We start from the raw sequence: 17,235 nt of genomic DNA, 5'->3' as shown, positions 1-17,235 counted from the left end.
ACGCAACGGTGCCGCGCCCCCTCACTTTCCGGAATTCAGTGCATCGTCATCCATTCGCGCGCCTCGCGCAACGCGCGGGCGATGTCGGTCTTCGGCATGACAGCGGCGAGGTCGGCGCGCATCCGCGCCGCTTTTTCGGAACCCTTGATGGCTGCGATGTTGAGCCATTTGTGGGCGGCGACCAGATCCACGTCGCAATCGCGGCCGGTGGCATACATCACGCCCAGTTGGAAGAGCATATCGGTCTGAGCGCCGGCGCCGATCGCGCCTGTCTCCGCCTCTTCGATGTTGAAACGTGCCATTTCAGAAATCCCTGTTCGTCCTGAGAGCCCGCTGTTTTTTTCGCGGTGCTTTGATGGTTCGAAGGATGCCAGAGAGCGTTGAAACGGCCGTTAAGCGGCTTGATTAACGCACGGAAAACAAAGGTAAAACAAGAAGTAAACGGCTAGATTCCGTTAAGGATGGAAATGCCGGAACCGCGGGCATTTTCGATTTTTCCGAAGGCTTGGCGGTGCTGCTGCCGGCAATGCTTTTCTAACCATGCCGAAATGCATTGGTGAAGGCTGGAATCAAAACAGGCGGGGAGACCCCGCCTGCACATCGCGTGAGTTCCAGCTGGTCAGCGTGCCTTCTGACCGAAAAGCACCTTCTTTGCTTCATCGTCATTGGCGATGTTGCGCCGGTGCTCCTGGCCGATCTCCAGTCCTCTTTGGACCGTAGGCCGCGCCAGCATCCTGTCGAACCAGCGCTTCAGGTGCGGGAAATTGTTCAGGTCCTGCCCCTGACCTTCATGCGACTTCACCCAACCGATGGATGCCATATCTGCAATCGAGTAGTCCCCGGCCAGGAAATCCCGGTCGGCGAGACGCTTGTCCATCACGCCATAGAGCCGGTTGCATTCGTTTGTGTAGCGCTCGATGGCGTAGGGAATCTTCTCCGAAGCATAATTGCGGAAATGGTGCGCCTGGCCGGCCATGGGACCAAGCCCCCCGACCTGCCAGAACAACCACTGCTCTACTTCCACTCTTTCCCGCTCGTCGGACGGATAAAAGCGGCCGAACTTGCGCCCCAGATATTGAAGGATCGCGCCCGACTCGAAGACCGAAATCGGCTCGCCGCCGGGTCCCTCTGGATCCACGATGGCAGGCATACGATTGTTCGGCGAGATCTTCAGGAATTCCGGCTTGAACTGATCGCCACGACCGATATTGACGTAGCGCACTTCGTAGGGAACCCCGAGCTCCTCGAGCATGATGGTTATCTTGTAGCCATTCGGCGTCGGCCAATAATGCAGCTCGATCGGCTTCGTCTGAGTCGTCATGAGGCTTTCTCCTGTGGAGGAAGAAATGTGGGTATTGAGAGCTCTCGTTCAATATCCATCGAAATAAGCCGGCGATCAATGATCTTGAACGCCGGATGAACGCCCGGATCAGAACTGGTTCAGCGCCGCTCGGAGAATATGCCCCGACGCTCGAGCCGACTGCGGCTCTCTCCAGCAAACCAAAGACCGGGTCGGTGGGCAGTGATGGCAAATTTCCTGGAACTTAAGACGCTTCTGGCAAGGGCAGTGGTGGCTCTCTCCCTGCTCGCGCTTCCGATGATGGCGGTGAGCGGGATTCCAGCGATCGATGGCGGCACGAACGGTTTCTACAAAAAACAATCTCCCGGTGCGGGTTTCGTGCTGCTGGTGAACCTGCAGCGGAACCGCTAGCGGATGGCTCGAAAAGGCCGAACGAAATTCCTATAATGGGGTATGGACAAGCGAATCTACCATAGACCGATCGAAACCATATCCAGCCCGGAGCCTGTCGCGCGGAGATCTTTCAGCGATCCCCGGCAAGCCGTCCAGGCTCTGAAGGAAATATATGAGCGGAACACTGCCTTCTTGCGCGACGCCTTTTTCCGGGTCGGCCAGACAGGCGAAAGCGATTGCCGATACCGCGCATTTTATCCGGCGGTGAGTCTTTCTACTGCAACTTTTGCCCAGATTGACACCCGGCTCGCCTATGGTCACGTGCCCGCGCCAGGCAATTATGGCACCACGATCACCCGGCCCGACCTTTTCGAGAGTTATCTCGTCGATCAGCTCGGTCTGCTCATGCGCAACCACGGCGTAGAGGTAACGGTCGCGGAATCGGAAACGCCGATCCCGCTTCATTTCGCGTTTCTGAAGGACACTTACGTCGAAGGCGCGATCATCGCAGAGCTGAAGCGCCCATTGCGCGACCTGTTCGATGTGCCGGACCTCAACATCCTCGACGACGACATCGTCAACGGTACATATGAGCCCGGGCCGGGAGAGCCGATGCCGCTTGCTCCCTTCACGGCACAGCGCATCGACTATTCCCTCCACCGTCTGTCGCACTACACGGCGACGGCTCCCGAGCATTTCCAGAATTTCGTGCTGTTCACGAATTATCAGTTCTATATCGACGAATTCTGCGCGCTCGCGCGCGAATTGATGGCGAAGGGCGGCGAGGGTTACGAGTCCTTCGTGGAGCCCGGCAATATCGTGACCATCTCAGGCCAAAAAGCGGCTCCGGACATAGCGCTTCCACGCCAGCCACAGATGCCGGCCTATCATCTCAAGAAGCCGGATCATGGCGGCATCACGATGGTAAATATCGGCGTCGGCCCCTCCAACGCGAAAACAATAACGGACCATATCTCCGTACTCCGCCCGCATGTATGGCTGATGCTCGGCCATTGCGCCGGCCTTCGCCACACGCAGGCGCTGGGCGATTACGTTCTTGCGCATGCTTATGTGCGCGAGGATCACGTTCTCGACGAGGACCTGCCGGTATGGGTGCCGCTGCCCGCCCTTGCCGAGGTGCAGGTGGCTCTACAGGAGGCGGTAGCCGAGATCACCGGGCTGTCCGGCTACGAACTGAAGCGGATCATGCGGACCGGCACCGTGGCCACGATCGACAACCGTAACTGGGAGTTGCGCGAGCAACGTGGTCCCGTGCAGCGGCTCTCGCAATCCCGCGCGATCGCGCTCGATATGGAATCGGCCACGATCGCGGCCAACGGGTTCCGGTTCCGGGTCCCCTATGGCACGCTGCTCTGTGTTTCCGACAAGCCCTTGCACGGCGAATTGAAGCTTCCGGGTATGGCGACGGATTTCTACAAGCGGCAAGTCGCGCAACACCTCAAGATCGGCATTCGCGCGGTTGAGAAGCTGGCAGCCATGCCGCCGGAGCGGCTCCACTCCAGAAAACTGCGCAGCTTCTCGGAGACTGCCTTCCAGTAGCCTATGCCTGCCCCGTCGGTATATGGAGCGGGCTTCTGCGCGTGATACGGTAGACCGCAGCGGGCGGGACATTCAGCATCGCCCGGCCGATGCGCGTGGCTTTCAGCCCCAGGCGGTCCAGTATCGGCCTGGGGACGGGACACCGCGGCCCATAGGTGAACTGGTAGAATGCAGCCCCCGGCCGCATATAAAAGAAGGCTCCGCCGACGATTGCCATCACCTTGCGCGGGCTCATGGACAAAAGTGGTAGTCCACTGACCACAGCGCCCACCGGGCTACCTTCGTAAAGGCCGAATTGTGGAAGACGGGCGGCATCGACGGGAAGCACCCGTGCCTCCGGAAAGCGCTTCTGCAGCAGAGCGACGAAATCGGCACCGAGCTCGATGATCGTTAGATCCTCTTGCGCGAGGCCCCGCTTCAGCAAAGCGCGAGTGAAAACGCCGGTGCCGGCACCGAGCTCCAGCACCGGTGCCGCGCTCGGCCTTATCTCACTGGTGATGAGATCGGCGAGCGCCGAACTCGACGGGGCAATGGCGGAGACCCGCAGGGGATGCGCCAGCCATGCGCGCAAGAAGGGGACCACATCCGACGGTGTACCGTGTCTCTCGTGATTGCAGCGCGCCATTGATCGTCCCTTGAAGAGGTAGCGGAAGCTACAGCTATTCCCTGATTCCGGCAACTTGTCGGCAGCCCGAACACGCGTGCGCTCGGCAAATCTTATCCCGATGCGGTTTTGCAGCACCACTTCCCCTTGTCGATGCCATAATTGCGCCGCTACAAGACGACATGTCGAACCTGCCCAGAATAACGCCTGTTGCTTTCGTCTCGATAGCAGCCACACTGCTGATATCGGTGCCGCTGGTGCTGGGTTTTCTGAAGAACGTCCATCCGGCATTCGACGCATTTACCCATTTCCGGGCGCATCTGACCGTTCTTCTTGCGATCACCGCTCTTCCGCTCGTCTTCATCACGGGTTGGCGGATGCTTGGAATTGTCGCGCTTGCGCTGGCTATCATGGCCTTTACCAGCGTGCTCGATCTCTCGCTGCTGCGCGGATTGTCCGGCGGGACGGCGGAAGCATCCGCTCAATCTACGGCCCGATACCGGCTGCTGCAGCTCAACCTGCGCTATGACAACCGCACGCCCAAGGAAGTCCTGTCGCTCATCGGCCGCAGCGGTGCAGATGTGGTGACGCTGGAGGAGGTTTCCCATATGTGGCGGCGCGAGCTTTCCTTCATCGAGAAGACATTCCCCTATCATCAATTCTGCCAGCGGCCCGGCATCGGTGGCGTGGCGATCCTGTCGCGGCGCCCATTCCTGCACCCGTCCACCACGAAATGCTTGAACCGGAACACGCTCGCGATCGCCACGATCAATTTTGGCGGAGCGGCGGTCGACATCGCCGCCCTTCACCTTGGCTGGCCGTGGCCATTCGACCAGCCAAGACAGATCGAGCCGATCACGAAGACACTTCAAACGAAACTCGGCTCCAGCGCCATCCTGGCAGGGGATTTCAATGCTGTGCCCTGGAGCGCGACGGCAGAACGGCTTGCAGCTGCAGGTGGTTTCACGAGGCTTCGCCATATAGGGCCGAGCTGGCTCGCGCAGCCATTGCCTGACTGGCTTCGGCGAACGGTCGGTCTGCCGATCGACAATGTTTTCGTAAAGGGCCGGATCACGGCGGTCCAAACAAAGCGGCTGGAGAGCGTCGGTTCCGATCATCTCCCGGTGCTGGTGGAGTTCAGCATCCTACCTCGCCCGGGAGAATCGCAAACGCTGCAAGCTTCCCTTCGCCCGCTCAACTGAACCTGCGCTGCGGCGGCACTGCCGCCGTCGGCTTTCACATGTTCTGGTAGACAGGCCCTTCACCGCCCTGGGGCGGGACCCAGTTGATGTTCTGGTTCGGGTCCTTGATGTCACAGGTCTTGCAGTGCACGCAGTTCTGCGCATTGATGACGAAGCGCGCATCGGCACTCTTGGGCACCGCTCCACCCTTCTCAGCGGCACCGGGCCCGCCTGCCAGAGAATTCCCTTCCGCATCCACCCATTCATAGACCCCAGCCGGGCAATAGCGCGTGGACGGTCCGGCATAGACGCCATATTCGGATGCCTTCTGCAGTTCCATGTCCCTGACCTGCAGATGCACCGGCTGATCTTCCTCGTGGTTCGTATTCGAGAGAAACACGGAGGAGAGGCGGTCGAAAGTAAGTACGCCATCCGGTTTTGGATATTCGATCGGCGCATGCTTCTCGGCGGGATCGAGCGAGGCATAGTCCGGCTTGCCGTGGCGCAGCGTGCCGAAAGGAGAGAAGCCGAGCAGCGTGTTGAACCACATATCCAGGCCACCCAGGCCGATGCCGAGGATCGTACCGAAGCGCGACCAGAGCGGCTTCACATTGCGCACCCGCTTCAGGTCCTTGCCGATTTCGGAGCCGCGCCACGCTTGCTCGTAGGCGGAAAGCTCGTCATTGGCGCGCCCTGCTGCAATCGCCTCTGCCACATGCTCGGCGGCGAGCATGCCTGAGAGCACGGCATTGTGCGAGCCCTTGATGCGCGGCACGTTTACGAGTCCGGCGGAGCATCCGACAAGGAGACCACCGGGGAAGCTCATCTTCGGCACCGACTGCCAGCCGCCCTCGGTGATGGCGCGCGCGCCATAGGAGAGGCGTTTCCCGCCCTCGAACGTGCCGCGGATTGCAGGATGCGTCTTGAAGCGCTGGAATTCCTCGAAGGGTGAGAGGTAGGGGTTCTTGTAGTTGAGGTGGACGACGAAGCCGACAGCCACCAGATTGTCACCGAAGTGATAGAGGAAGGAGCCACCGCCGGTCTGCCGGTCGAGCGGCCAGCCGAATGAGTGTTGTACAAGACCGGGCCTGTGCTTTTCCGGCGCTACTTCCCAAAGCTCTTTGAGGCCGATGCCGAATTTCTGCGGCTCACGTTCCTCCGAAAGCGCATAGCGAGCGATCAGCTGCTTGGCGAGAGAGCCCCGCGCGCCTTCCCCGATCAGCACATATTTTCCGAGGAGCGCCATACCGGGCTGGTAGGCGGGGCCATGGGTACCGTCGCGCTCCACGCCCATGTCGCCGGTCACGACACCCACGACGGCATTCTCGTCGTTATAGATGACGTCTACGGCGGCAAAGCCCGGATAGATCTCAACGCCCAGCGCTTCGGCCTTCTCGGCGAGCCACTTGCAGACATTGCCGAGGGAAACGATGTAGTTGCCGTGGTTGTTCATGAGCGGCGGCATCATGAAATTGGGGAGCCGCACCGATCCCGCCGGCCCGAGCACCAGGAAGTCATCCTGGGTTACGGGCGTTTGAAAGGGGTGCCCATCCTCCTCCCGCCAGCCGGGCAACAGCTTGTCGATTCCGATCGGGTCGACAACGGCGCCGGAGAGAATATGCGCGCCCACTTCGCCGCCCTTTTCGAGAACGACGACGGAAAGCTCTGGATTAAGCTGTTTCAGCCTGATCGATGCGGCAAGCCCCGCCGGGCCCGCGCCGACGATGACCACATCGAATTCCATGCTTTCCCGCTCGATCATCCAGCCCTCCTAAGCGCCACGATTGACGTTGCGGCCCGGCTATAGCGCATCACCACCGGGAGCGAAACCACCAGAAGAGGCAAAAGAACCGGTCCCTTTCCGCTCAATGGATACATTCAGTTATACATGTGAAAGAGGGCGTTCTGGCATCGGCTTGGATCACACGGCAGCTCGCGGACCGTTTGGTTCGCGTGCGTCGGAATGGCTATCCCATTTTCACTATCGGCCATACGTGCATTCTCGCGTAGAATGCGCTCGCGCCGCCGGCGCGCGTGTCGTGTGCCGCTGGCGCGGGAGCAGGCCTATGGCACGTACCGCAAATTTGGCAGCCGTGGTCGCCGCAGCCTTCCTGCTCGGCGCGGGACCGGCTGATGACGGCCGATGGCTGGCCGGGGGCTTTTCCTTCTCCGACGAGCTTGGCGGGTTCAACATTCTCGATATCCGCGGCAGCGGCACAAAAGCCGATCCGGTTGTCGTCACGCAAGAACTATCTTCCGCGAGTGCGGTCATCCTGGTCATCCGGCAGGATGGGGCACGCGCCCCTTCCAAGGAAACCCATCGGCCCGGCATGGCACTTTATCTTGAGGTAGAAATCGTGAATGGAAGCGGGCTCCCGTGGGTGGAGTTTTCCTACGAGTTACAGGTCCATCTTGGGCAGCCCAGCGTCTATGGCGACGGGCTCTCCTTTGATCAGGCCCAGGCGGAAGGAGGAACGATCGGGGCTGACACCTTCGCCGCATTCAGCCGTGATTTCGAGCCATACGATCGCCTGCTCTTCCACGACGGAAAGGTCGATCCCAAGGAAACGGCCACGTTCAAAATGCTGATCACCGATCTCACGCCCACCTATCAGTTCTATTTGGTCGAGGACCCACGGATACCTCTCTCCTGACGCCGCGCTTGCATTATCTGCGCTCGCGGGTGAGATAGGGCTATGACCCCGACCCCCGACATCGCCGGCCTACGAGAACTGCTCGCCTTCTATTCGGAGGCCGGAGTGGACGAGCCGCTCACCGAGGAACCCTTGAACCGCTTCGCGGAAACAAGCACGAGGGCGGCAGCCATATCCGAGCCGGTTCCCGTTACCCGAGCTGAAAACGGCAGCGGTCAAACGGCCCCCGGAACGGCGCCGGCCCGCCCCGCGGTGGTGGTGGCGCAGCCCGCAGCGGTTCCGGATGAGGCCCAGGCAGCGCGCGCCCGGGAAGTCGCGCGGCAAGCCAAAACCCTTGGTGAGTTGAAAGCGATCCTGGCGGAGTTCGACGGCTGCAATCTTCGATTCACGGCTAAGAATCTCGTCTTTGCCGACGGAAACCAGGAAGCCGACTTCATGCTCGTGGGTGAGGCACCGGGTCGTGACGAGGACCTGCAGGGGCTGCCTTTCGTCGGGCGCTCCGGCCAGCTCCTCGACCGGATGCTGGCAGCGATCGGACGCGACCGGACGACAGCCTATATCACCAACGTCATTCCCTGGCGGCCGCCGGGCAACAGGGACCCCTCTCCGCTCGAAACCGAGATTTGCCGGCCCTTCATCGAACGACATATCGAACTCGTCGCGCCCAAGGTTCTGGTCACACTCGGCAATCCCTCGACCAAACTCCTGCTGGGCACCCAGACCGGCATCATGCGGCTGCGCGGCACCTGGTCCGTGCACCGCACGCCGGGCGGCGTGGAAATCCCGACGATGCCGACATTGCATCCCGCTTATCTCTTGCGGAATCCGGCCCATAAGAAGCTCGCCTGGCGAGACCTTCTGGCGGTGAAGATGAAGTTGAGCGGGCAGTAAGCGGGAGAAACAGGATCGTCGCGATTGTCTCGACTAGAACAATCGCATGCTGCCCCCTACGTCCTATTCCCTCCCTTTACGGGCTCGGCGGCACAAATCTGCGTGCCGCCACGCGCTTCAAGCCGAGCTGGCGTTCGCGCCATATGATGAATAGGCCGGCGCCCACGACCACGACGCCACCGACCAGGGTATAAATGGTGGGGATGTCGCCGAAGGCGAAATAGCCGACCAGGATCGCGAGGATCATCGAAGTGTATTCAAAGGGGGCGATGGTCGAAAGTTCGGCATGCCGATAGCACTGGGTCATCAAAATCTGCGCGACCCCGCCGCAAACGCCAGCCCCGGCCAGGGCAAGGAACTGCCAGTGGCTCAGCCAAATCCAGCCGAAAGGAATGGTTGCAAGAGCGAGGACACTCGCGGTGACGGAAAACCATAAGACGATCGTCGCGGTTTTCTCGGTGAGCACCAGCCGACGCACAAGCAGCATCGCGACTGCAGACGCAGCAGCCCCCGTCAAAGTGGCGATGACACCCACGGCCTCGTCCGCCTCCATAGCCGATGTGCTGCCGGTCAAAAGCGTGAGATTGGGCCAAGCGATGATGACCACGCCAAGAAAACCTACCGTCACCGCACTCCACCGATAGATGCGCACCGCTTCTCCAAGGAAGATGGCGGAAAAGACCACCACAAGGAGGGGCTGAGCATAGTTGAGGGTGATGGCTTCCGGAAGCGGCAGGCGGGTCAGTCCGAAAAAGCCGAGCCCCATAGCGGCGACTCCGACCACTCCCCGCATGACATGCCCCACCGGGTGCTTTGTATGGAACGCAGTCGCAAGCTCGCGCTGCCAGGCGAGCATCAGCACGATCGGGAAAATCGCGAAGAAGGAGCGAAAGAAAACGATCTGGCCGGCCGGAACATCTCCGGCCCCCTTGATGAGCGAGGACATCGCCACGAAGATTGAGACTGAGATGACCTTCAGGGCGATCCCGACCAGAGGTCTGGGCTCCGTGTCGAAATCGCTCGCGGCGACCGTCATGATTATACCGGGCTTGAATGAGAGGATAATGCCCGGCCGGGTTACCCGGCCGGGGCCGAGATCGTTACGCGAATTTCGAGCGGGCCTCGGCAATCGCCTGCCAAATGCGCGCAGGGGTGGCCGGCATCTCGATATGCGAGATACCATAGGCGCGATAGAGCGCGTCGACGACGGCATTGAGCGTGGCCGGCGTAGAGCCGACGGTGCCCGCCTCGCCTGCACCCTTCATGCCCAGCGCGTTGGTAGACGACGGCACGTTGCGGGTTTCGAACTGGATGAATGGCAACAGATCGGCGCGCGGCATGGAATAGTCCATGAACGTGGCGGTCACCAGTTGCCCGTCATCCGAATAGACCACTTCCTCCGTGAGCGCCTGCCCCACGCCTTGAGCAATGCCGCCGTGAATCTGTCCGGCGAGGAGGATTGGATTTACCGTTGCGCCAAAATCATCGACAACGGTGTACGCTACGACCTCTGTCTTGCCTGTGGCCGGATCGATCTCGACCTCGCAGATATGAGTGCCGTTCGGGTAAGTCGGCTCGGGCTGTTCGAAAGTTCCGAAGCCTTTCAGATCCTCCGGGTTCTTTGCGGCCCTGGCGATTGAAGCGAAATCCATCACCCGATCGGTGCCGACAATACGCGCAACACCGTCGACCAGTTCGATATCGGCTGGCGAAGCCTCCATCTCATCGGCAGCCACCTTCTTGATCTTTTGCGCGAGATCTTCGCCCGCGCGCGCCGCAGAGACACCGCCGAGAGGAATCGAACGCGAGCCTCCGGTGCCTCCACCTTTCCCGAGAACATCCGTGTCGCCCTGATGGACGTTGATTTTGGATATGTCGAGGTTGAGCTTCTCGGCCACGAATTGCGCATAGGCCGTCGCGTGACCCTGCCCGTTGGATTGCGTGCCGATCGCAAGGGTCACCGTCCCGTCGCCATTGAGCGTGAGATAGGCGGGTTCGGACCCTGGGAAGGCACACGCCTCGATATAGGTGGACATGCCGATACCGCGGATCCGTCCCCGATTTCTCGATTCCTCGAGCCTCTGTTCGAACGTGGCCCAGCCGGCCCGCTCCATCGCAAGCGTCATGTGGCCGTCGAGCTCGCATAGATCGTAGCGACGGCCCGTCGGCGTGCGATACGGGAACTGTTCCGGTTTAATGAAGTTGCGGCGGCGGATTTCCTCGCGTGGAAGGTTCATCTGGCGAGCGCATTCCTCCACCAGCTTTTCGATCAGGAAGGCCGCTTCAGGCCGCCCTGCCCCCCGATAGGCATCCACAGGGGTGGTGTTGGTGTAGACGCCCCTCACATTCACGTCGATCGCCTGGATATCGTAGACACCCGTCGTCATCGACGCACCGCCCACCGGGATATAAGGGCCGAACTGGTGGATATAGGCGCCCATATTGGCAAGCAGTTCCACACGCATCCCAAGAAAGCGGCCTGTCTTATCAAGGGCCATTTCGGCCTTGACCGCATTGTCCCGGCCCTGACTGTCGGTCAGGAAATGCTCATTGCGGTCACCAGTCCATTTTACCGGCCGGCCGAGCCTCTTCGCCGCTTCCATGACAAGGACATATTCGCGGTAGACGAAGCCTTTCGTCCCGAAGCCACCCCCGACATCGGGGGTGACCACCCGCAGTTGCGATGCCGGAATACCGAAGACGCGGGCCAGGATTGCCTGCATGGAGTGAACGCCCTGTGAGCCCGAGGTCAGCACGAAGCGATCTTCCTCGGGCTTCCATTCGGCCAAGGCCGAACGCGGCTCCATATAGTTTGCGACCAGTCGATTGTTGACGAAGGCGATCTCCACCACCCGGTCGGCCTCGGCAAAGGCTGCGTCGGTCTTTTGCTTATCGCCGACATGATAGAGGAAGGCCTGATTTGAGCCGAGTTCCGGCCAAACGAGCGGCGCGCCATCCTCAAGCGCTTGCGCGGTGCCGATGACCGGATCTTCGCCCTCATAGTCGATTTCGATCAGTTCCGCCGCATCCTGGGCCTGCTGGCGGGTGTCGGCGACGACGAAGGCGACCGCATCACCCACATATTGAACACGGTCGCGGCAGAGTATGGGAATGTCACGGGTCGGGGCCTTGCTGCCGTCGGGCTGCTCGGGCATCACAGAGGACTTGAGATCGCCAAGATGCGCCGTATCGGCTCCGGTAAGCACCAGGTGTACGCCGGGTAGAGCGCGGGCCGCCTCCACGGATGCGATGGTGAAACGAGCCTTGGCAATAGGGGAACGAAGGACATATCCATGCAAGGTGCCGGACGGAGTGATGTCGTCGGTGTAGCGGCCCTTACCGGTGATGAAGCTCTCATCTTCCTTGCGCAGCACGGAGGCGCCCATGCCGAATTTCGGTGTGAGAACCGTCATAACGAGATTCCTTGCAAGTGATTGGAGACTTCGAACCTAGCAGCCTGGATAGTTTTGTCGACAGGTTGCATTGTGTAAAGAGCCCGCTTCGAAAAACTTCGGCGGCGACACCGACCCATCAGGAGTAAAACCATGCGCACCGACACCGGCCAGGTGTTCCGCCTCGAAGATTACCGCCCCACCGCATATCTTATCCCGGAAACGGATCTCACCTTTCGTCTCGATGGTGATCGGACGCAGGTAACCGCAAGGTTGACGGTCGAACGGCGCGCTGAAACCGGCCGGGAAGTGCCGCTCGTCCTCGACGGCGATGGACTTGCGCTCGACGATCTCCTGATCGACGGCGAGCCCCTTCCGGCGGAAGCATATGACGCGACGCCGGACCGGCTCATCATCAGACGCCTGCCGCGTACAGGCCGATTCGAACTGACGATCGTCACAGATGTCGAGCCGGCGGCAAACAAAGCCCTGATGGGTCTCTACGTTTCGAACGGCGTCTATTGCACTCAATGTGAGGCGGAGGGCTTTCGGCGCATCACCTATTATCTGGACCGGCCTGACGTGCTTTCCACCTATCGCGTCCGTATCGAGGCAAGGAAGGAGGAGGCGCCGTTGCTCCTGTCCAACGGCAACCCCGTCGAAGCTGGCGACCTGAAGGATGGCTGGCATTATGCCGTTTGGCACGATCCTCATCCAAAGCCATCTTATCTCTTTGCGCTCGTGGCCGGAGATCTCGGTGGCATCCACGACGAATTCGTCACGGCGTCGGGCCGGAGGGTAAAGCTCGGCATCTATGTCGAGCACGGGAAGGAGCCGCTTGCCGCCTATGCGATGGATGCATTGAAGCGGTCGATGCGCTGGGACGAAGAGCGCTTCGGCCGCGAATATGACCTCGACGTCTTCAACATCGTTGCCGTGTCGGATTTCAACATGGGCGCGATGGAGAACAAGGGGCTCAACGTCTTCAACGACAAATATGTGCTGGCCGATCCGGAGACGGCGACGGATACGGACTACGCCAATATCGAGGCCATCATCGCCCACGAATATTTCCATAATTGGACAGGCAACAGAATCACTTGCCGTGATTGGTTCCAGCTCTGCCTGAAGGAGGGCCTGACCGTCTATCGCGACCACGAATTCTCAGCAGACCAGCGCTCACGGGCGGTAAAGCGCATCGCCGAAGTGCGTACCCTCAAGGCGCATCAGTTTCCCGAAGACCAGGGACCTCTCGCGCATCCCGTAAGGCCCCGCCGGTATCGGGAAATCAACAACTTCTACACGGCCACGGTCTACGAGAAAGGTTCCGAGGTCGTACGGATGATCCATACGATCCTCGGCCCGGACCATTTCCGTGCCGGCATGGACCTCTATTTCGCGCGCCATGACGGCCAGGCCGTTACCATCGAGGATTTCCTCAAGTGCTTCGAAGAAGCGTCGGGCAAGGATCTTTCGCAATTCGCGCTCTGGTACCACCAGGCCGGTACGCCGCATGTGGGGGTTTCTGCACGCTATGATGCAAAAGCGAAGGAGTTCACACTGGAGATCGAGCAATCGGTACCGCCCACGCCCTCCGAATCACGCAAGCGCCTTATGCACATTCCCCTCGCCTTCGGGCTTGTCGGCCCCAACGGACAGGACATGGAATATGAAAGCGCGGAGGGAGCGGCAATTGAGAACGGTGTGATCCACCTGCGCAAGCGGCGGCATATCGTGCAATTCAAGGGTGTGAGCGCCCGGCCGGTGATTTCTCTTAACCGGGGCTTCTCGGCCCCGGTCACACTCTCGCTGGAAGCGCGCGCCGAGGATCAGTTCTTCCTGGCGCGGCATGACAGCGATCTGTTCTCCCGCTGGCAGGCACTCAACACGCTTTTCACACAGGCCCTGGTCGACGCTTCCACGCAGATCCGCCGTGGGGGAAAGCCCGATTTCGATAAGGCCTTGCTCAACTATCCAGCGGAGATCGCTGCCGACGGAAATCTGGAGGCGGCCTATCGCGCACTTGCGCTGGCGCTTCCCGCCGAGGCCGATATCGCACGCGAGATCGGGAGCAATATTGACCCGGATGCGATCGGTGCCGCCCGTGACATGCTGCGCGCAGCGATTGGGAAAGAGGCTGAGCCAACTTTCGCAAATGTCTATGATCAAATGCGAAACGACGGCGCGTTCAGCCCGGATGCCGAGAGTGCCGGGAGGCGTGCGCTCCGCAACGTGCTTTTAGAATATCTAAGCGCGGGTTCGGCGGAGCCTGCGCTCGCAACACAACAATTTCGAACCGCCCGCAGCATGACTGAACGGGCCGCAGCACTCAACGTGCTCGCGCATCAATTCGTCGGAAGCGAAGACGCTCATGAGGCGCTTGCCTCATTCGAGAAGCGCTATAACGACAATCCCCTGGTCCTCGATAAGTGGTTTGTGGTGCAGGCGACGATACCCGGCCGGGAAACCGTCGATCTCGTCCGTAAGCTGATGCTGCACCCGGCCTTCTCCATCACCAATCCCAACCGTGTCCGTTCGCTGATTGGCGGCTTCGCAAGCAGCAACCAAACCGGCTTCCATCGCGCGGATGGGGAAGGCTATCGTTTTCTCGCAGAGACCATCCTGAAGGTGGAGGAAAACAACCCGCAGGTAGCCGCCCGCCTGGCCATAGCATTTCGATCCTGGCGCTCGCTCGAGAAGAGCAGGCAGGAGCAAGCCCGCGCCGCCCTCTCCGATATGGCCCGGCGGCCTAATCTCTCTCGCGACCTCAGGGACATTCTGGAGCGAACGATCGCCTGACCGGCAGCCCCCGAATCAATTTTGCGACCGCCCCTCTAGACAAGGCGAATCGGCTTTGATTCCTTATGGATGATTCGCATGTACGCGTTCGCGGATCGGTCAAGCGGAACAAGCAGGAAAGAAAGGGCCCGTCGGGATGGCGAGCGCGTATGCATGGGCATTGCCTGCCGCCCTTTTTTCGAGGCGCAGGAAGCCCAAGCGGGAAACGGAGGTTGCCGGCAATGCGAAGATCATTGCCGCGCCATCCTATGAGCGCTTGCTTGCGGTCGAACCCTATCTGCGCCGGGCCATTCCGATCCTGGTGGTCATTTTCCTGCTTATCCTGGCCGCGGCCCGGCTGCTGACACTGGTCAGCTGGCATGACGATATCGAAGGGGATACCAAGCGGCATCTTGGTCTTGCTGCCAACAACCTTGCCCAAGCGGTACAGATTGCCGGAACGGAAGCGCTGGCCCAGGCGGGCGCGGCAGATACTCTGATCGACGAGGCTGTGCTTCGCGCAAGCATCGGCGCGGGATGGGTACTCGCCCTTACTGACTCGCAATTCGTTGTCACCGCAACGTCTCCACGCGGGCAACGGCTGAAGGGTCAATCCCTGGACAGCCTGATCTCAGGCGGCCAGCCCCTCTTCATGTTCGGCGAGAGAGCCGGCGTGCTCGAGGTGCAGATCGGCAACGTGGACTGGTATGCCTCCGTCAGCCTACTTCCCGGAGAGAGCGGAGCAGCAATCGCGCTCGCTCCCCAGAACCAGGTGTTTGCCGAGTGGCGCAGCACGGTCTCCCTCAATGTGACGGTCTTCGCTCTGACCGCCGGCGTTCTGATGGCGATCCTCTATGCCTATTTCAGCCAGGCAGCCCGAGCGCAGGCGGCGGACCGCATTTACCGTGAAGCGCATCAACGCATCGATCTGGCGCTCGTGCGCGGGAAATGCGGCCTGTGGGACTGGGATATGGCGCGCGGAAAGATGTACTGGTCCGCGTCCATGTACGAGATGCTGGGCTATGAAGCCGCCGATGTGATGCTTTCCTTCGGCGACGTGGCGAGCCTCATCCATCCCGACGACGGAGACCTGTTTGCGGTTGCAAACCGGATCGTCGCGCGCGAGGTCGAGCAGGTCGACCAGATTTTCCGCATGCGCCATGCTAATGGCCAATGGATCTGGATACGCGCCAGGGCGCAGGTGGTGGATCCCGATGCGCCGGAGATCCACCTGATCGGCATTGCGGTCGACGTGACGGAGCAGCGAACGCTGGTGCAGCAGTCGGAGGTTGCGGATCTGCGACTGCGTACCGCGATCGAGAACATCACCGAATCCTTCGTCCTTTGGGATGCCTCGGAACGACTGGTGATGTGCAATTCGCGTTACCTGCAGGATACAGGCATAGATCCCAGCGGGATCATTCCGGGCATGCATCGCCGTGAGATCGAGTCCCGGATGAACGCGGTTCGCTACGAAAGGCGGCTAACAGGATCCAGCAGCGTCGAAGGCGTTACCTATGAGCGCCAGTTGGCGGACGGCCGATGGCTTCAGGTGACGGAGCTGAAGACCCGCGACGGCGGCACGGTGTCCCTCGGCACGGATATCACGCAGCTCAAGCAGCATCAGGAAAAGCTGGTGGAAAGCGAGCGGCGCCTGATGGCCACCATCCATGATCTGTCGGTCGCTCGCCGCGCCGAGCAGGAACGCAGCCAGGAACTCGTGGAACTCAACCGCAAATATATGCGCGAGACCGAGCGAGCGGAATCCGCCAATCGCGCGAAATCAGAATTCCTGGCGAATATGTCCCATGAACTGCGGACACCACTCAACGCCATCATCGGCTTCTCGGAACTGATGCAGCAGGGACTTTTCGGCCCCCTCGGCTCCGAGCGTTACAAGGAGTACGTGAACGACATCTATGCCAGCGGCACCTATCTTCTTGGCGTGATCAACGACATCCTCGATATGTCGAAGATCGAGGCCGGTCAGTTCTCCATTCACCGGGAGAACATCGATCTGGCGGCGGTCATCCGCGAGACCATGCGCGTGGTCACTTTGCAGGCGGGGAAGAAGAATATCGAACTGACGACCGATATTCCCGAGTCGCTCTCGCTTTATGCCGATCGGCGCGCGCTAAAGCAGATCCTCATCAATCTGATGTTCAATGCCGTGAAATTCACCGGTCAAGGGGGACAGGTGACGCTCAGGGCGCGCGCCTTCTCCCGCTCGCTGATGCTGACGATCAAGGACACCGGTTGCGGCATACCGCGAGACGCGCTGAAGAAACTCGGGCGCCCCTTCGAGCAGGTCGAAAATCAATATTCGCGTACGCATAACGGCTCGGGCCTGGGTCTTGCGATCTCACGTTCGCTGGCGGAGCTTCACGGCGGCGCGCTGCGCATCCAGTCCAGAGAGGGAGTAGGTACGGTCGTTTGCGTGCGGTTGCCGCTGCAGGCCCAGCGGAAACGAGCTGCCTAGCGG

At 60.6% G+C, this 17,235-nt stretch carries 13 protein-coding genes; 7 read left to right on the top strand and 6 right to left on the bottom strand.

The window, feature by feature from the left end; genetic code table 11:
- Window positions 1-35 precede the first annotated feature (35 nt).
- Both CHEJ32_RS0107880 and CHEJ32_RS0107875 read right to left on the bottom strand, forming a co-directional pair.
- Complete coding sequence (locus CHEJ32_RS0107880; protein WP_028033377.1) at window positions 36-302, bottom strand: sel1 repeat family protein; 267 nt, start codon at window positions 300-302, stop codon at window positions 36-38.
- Window positions 303-619: 317 nt separating this feature from the next.
- A complete protein-coding gene (locus CHEJ32_RS0107875; RefSeq protein WP_028033376.1) occupies window positions 620-1,321 on the bottom strand; it encodes a glutathione S-transferase family protein in 702 nt (233 codons plus the stop codon).
- Between the two features lie 204 nt (window positions 1,322-1,525).
- Here CHEJ32_RS0107875 and CHEJ32_RS0107870 point away from each other — a divergent pair, with 204 nt between their 5' ends.
- Together CHEJ32_RS0107870 and CHEJ32_RS0107865 are read left to right on the top strand one after the other, a co-directional pair.
- Complete coding sequence (locus tag CHEJ32_RS0107870; protein ID WP_028033375.1) at window positions 1,526-1,711, top strand: hypothetical protein; 186 nt, start codon at window positions 1,526-1,528, stop codon at window positions 1,709-1,711.
- A 42-nt stretch (window positions 1,712-1,753) separates the two neighbouring features.
- On the top strand, window positions 1,754-3,253 hold the full coding sequence (locus CHEJ32_RS0107865) for an AMP nucleosidase (protein WP_028033374.1): 1,500 nt from the start codon (window positions 1,754-1,756) through the stop codon (window positions 3,251-3,253).
- Between the two features lies 1 nt (window position 3,254).
- Here the strand turns inward: CHEJ32_RS0107865 and CHEJ32_RS0107860 are convergent, their stop codons facing one another.
- Window positions 3,255-3,878, bottom strand: coding sequence for a class I SAM-dependent methyltransferase (locus tag CHEJ32_RS0107860; RefSeq protein ID WP_028033373.1), 624 nt, complete (start codon window positions 3,876-3,878; stop codon window positions 3,255-3,257).
- 161 nt (window positions 3,879-4,039) lie between these two features.
- Here CHEJ32_RS0107860 and CHEJ32_RS0107855 point away from each other — a divergent pair, with 161 nt between their 5' ends.
- Complete coding sequence (locus CHEJ32_RS0107855) at window positions 4,040-5,059, top strand: endonuclease/exonuclease/phosphatase family protein (RefSeq protein ID WP_034658084.1); 1,020 nt, start codon at window positions 4,040-4,042, stop codon at window positions 5,057-5,059.
- A gap of 34 nt (window positions 5,060-5,093) precedes the next feature.
- Here CHEJ32_RS0107855 and CHEJ32_RS0107850 read toward each other — a convergent pair whose 3' ends face one another.
- On the bottom strand, window positions 5,094-6,800 hold the full coding sequence (locus CHEJ32_RS0107850) for an electron transfer flavoprotein-ubiquinone oxidoreductase (protein ID WP_028033371.1): 1,707 nt from the start codon (window positions 6,798-6,800) through the stop codon (window positions 5,094-5,096).
- Window positions 6,801-7,104: 304 nt separating this feature from the next.
- On the opposite strand from CHEJ32_RS0107850, the gene CHEJ32_RS0107845 reads away from it, so the two are divergent.
- The gene (locus CHEJ32_RS0107845) at window positions 7,105-7,692 is read left to right on the top strand and encodes a hypothetical protein (RefSeq protein WP_028033370.1); all 588 of its coding nucleotides are present in this window, start codon (window positions 7,105-7,107) and stop codon (window positions 7,690-7,692) included.
- Between the two features lie 42 nt (window positions 7,693-7,734).
- Complete coding sequence (locus CHEJ32_RS0107840; protein ID WP_028033369.1) at window positions 7,735-8,583, top strand: uracil-DNA glycosylase; 849 nt, start codon at window positions 7,735-7,737, stop codon at window positions 8,581-8,583.
- 76 nt (window positions 8,584-8,659) lie between these two features.
- Here the strand turns inward: CHEJ32_RS0107840 and CHEJ32_RS0107835 are convergent, their stop codons facing one another.
- Together CHEJ32_RS0107835 and CHEJ32_RS0107830 are read right to left on the bottom strand one after the other, a co-directional pair.
- Window positions 8,660-9,619 (bottom strand): DMT family transporter, encoded by a 960-nt coding sequence (locus CHEJ32_RS0107835; protein WP_028033368.1) that lies wholly within the window; start codon window positions 9,617-9,619, stop codon window positions 8,660-8,662.
- A 64-nt stretch (window positions 9,620-9,683) separates the two neighbouring features.
- Entirely contained in the window at window positions 9,684-11,996 is a 2,313-nt protein-coding gene (locus tag CHEJ32_RS0107830) for a xanthine dehydrogenase family protein molybdopterin-binding subunit (RefSeq protein ID WP_028033367.1), read from the bottom strand.
- A gap of 132 nt (window positions 11,997-12,128) precedes the next feature.
- On the opposite strand from CHEJ32_RS0107830, the gene pepN reads away from it, so the two are divergent.
- Window positions 12,129-14,774 carry an aminopeptidase N gene (gene pepN, locus CHEJ32_RS0107825; protein ID WP_028033366.1) on the top strand — a complete coding sequence of 882 codons (2,646 nt, stop codon included), beginning with the start codon at window positions 12,129-12,131 and terminating at the stop codon, window positions 14,772-14,774.
- A 136-nt stretch (window positions 14,775-14,910) separates the two neighbouring features.
- Window positions 14,911-17,232, top strand: coding sequence for a PAS domain-containing sensor histidine kinase (locus CHEJ32_RS0107820; protein ID WP_028033365.1), 2,322 nt, complete (start codon window positions 14,911-14,913; stop codon window positions 17,230-17,232).
- The last annotated feature ends 3 nt before the right edge of the window (window positions 17,233-17,235 follow it).

The sequence above is a fragment of the Chelativorans sp. J32 genome (assembly GCF_000518985.1).
Classification (GTDB): domain Bacteria; phylum Pseudomonadota; class Alphaproteobacteria; order Rhizobiales; family Rhizobiaceae; genus Chelativorans.
Note: the sequence above shows the minus strand (reverse complement) of the source record. Positions and strands in the feature narration are given on the sequence as shown.